Annotated in this window: 1 protein-coding gene; it reads left to right on the top strand. The window is 70.8% G+C overall.

Going from position 1 to position 1464, the window contains the following annotated elements; all coding sequences use genetic code 11:
• On the top strand, positions 1-1464 hold a 1464-nt coding region (locus G5C51_RS41935), incomplete at both ends, for an exo-rhamnogalacturonan lyase family protein (protein ID WP_476715161.1).

Raw genomic sequence — 1464 nt, 5'->3', positions numbered from 1 at the left:
GCTCAAGGCAGCCGCCGCCACCGGCCTCGTGGCACACCTGACCGGCACCTCCACCGCCCACGCCGCGACCTCCCCCGCCGCCCCGCGCGCAGCCGAACCCGGCCGTATTGCCTGGCTCGAGAAAGGCGGCCTCGGCTCCGCCCCCGGCACCACCTTCGGCGTCGCCTGGCCCAAGGGCGCCGTCAAGGCCGATGAGACCTTCGCCCTCACCGCCGGCGACGGTGCCGAGATCCCGGTGCAGAGCTGGCCCACCGCCTACTGGCCCGACGGCACCCTCAAATGGACCGCCCACGCCGCGGCCCGCGAGGCCGCGAAGGCCGAGGACTTCACCATCCTGCCCGGCAAGGCGGCAGCCACCCCCGCCAAGAAGATCGCGGTCAAGAAGTCCGGCAGCACCATCACCGTCGACACCGGCACCATCACCGCGACCATCGGCACCAAGGGCAGCTCCCTCATCCGCTCCCTCACCCGAGACACCACCGAGATAGCCCGCAACGGCCGCCTTGTCCTCCACCGCCAGCAGCACATCGACGAGCCGGGCGGCACCTACGAGTCGTACGAGAGCGACATCACCGAAGCCCACATCGAGCAGGACGGCCCCATCCGCGCCGTCATCCGCATAGACGGCAAGCACCGCCACCGCGGCCACTCCTGGCTGCCGTTCTCGATCCGGCTGTACTTCTACGCCGGCGCCGAATCCTTCCGCATGGTGCACACGATCACGTACGACGGCGACCAGCAGAAGGACTTCATCCGCGGCCTCGGCGTCCGCTTCGACGTGCCGATGCGCGACAAGGCGTACGACCGGCACATCCGCATCGCCGGCGAGGACAAGGGCTTCCTCACCGAGGCCGTACAAGGCGTCACCGGCCTCCGCCGCGACCCGGGCGAACCCGTCCGCAAGGCCCAGATCAAGGGCGAGAAGCTCCCCGACCCCAGCACCTGGGACCAGCGGGTCACCACCCGCCTCCAGTACATCCCGCACTGGGGCGACTACACCCTCGCCCAGCTCTCCGCCGACGGCTTCACGCTGCGCAAGCGCACCAAGCACGGCCACGGCTGGATCCCCGCCGGTGGCGGCGGGAGGGCGAGCGGCTTCGGCTACGTCGGCGGCGTCTCCGGCGGACTCTCCTTCGGGCTGCGGGACTTCTGGCAGAAGCACCCCGCCCAGCTCGACATCCGCTCGGCGCAGACCGACGCCGCGACCGTCACGCTCTGGCTCTACTCGCCCGAGGCGCAGCCGATGGACCTGCGATTCTACCACGACGGCATGGGCCAGGACACGTACGACGAGCAGCTCGAGGGCCTGGAGATCACCTACGAGGACTACGAGCCCAAGTTCGGCACCCCGTACGGCATCGCCCGCACCAGCGAGCTGATGTTCTGGGCCAACGACACCACCCCGTCGGCCGACACCCTCGTCGAGCAGGCAGCGGCCGTCCGCACCCCGCCCCAGCTCGCCGC

Source organism: Streptomyces coryli (genome assembly GCF_011044975.1).
In the GTDB taxonomy this organism is placed as follows: domain Bacteria; phylum Actinomycetota; class Actinomycetes; order Streptomycetales; family Streptomycetaceae; genus Streptomyces; species Streptomyces coryli.
This window is presented reverse-complemented; position numbering and strand designations above follow the sequence as displayed.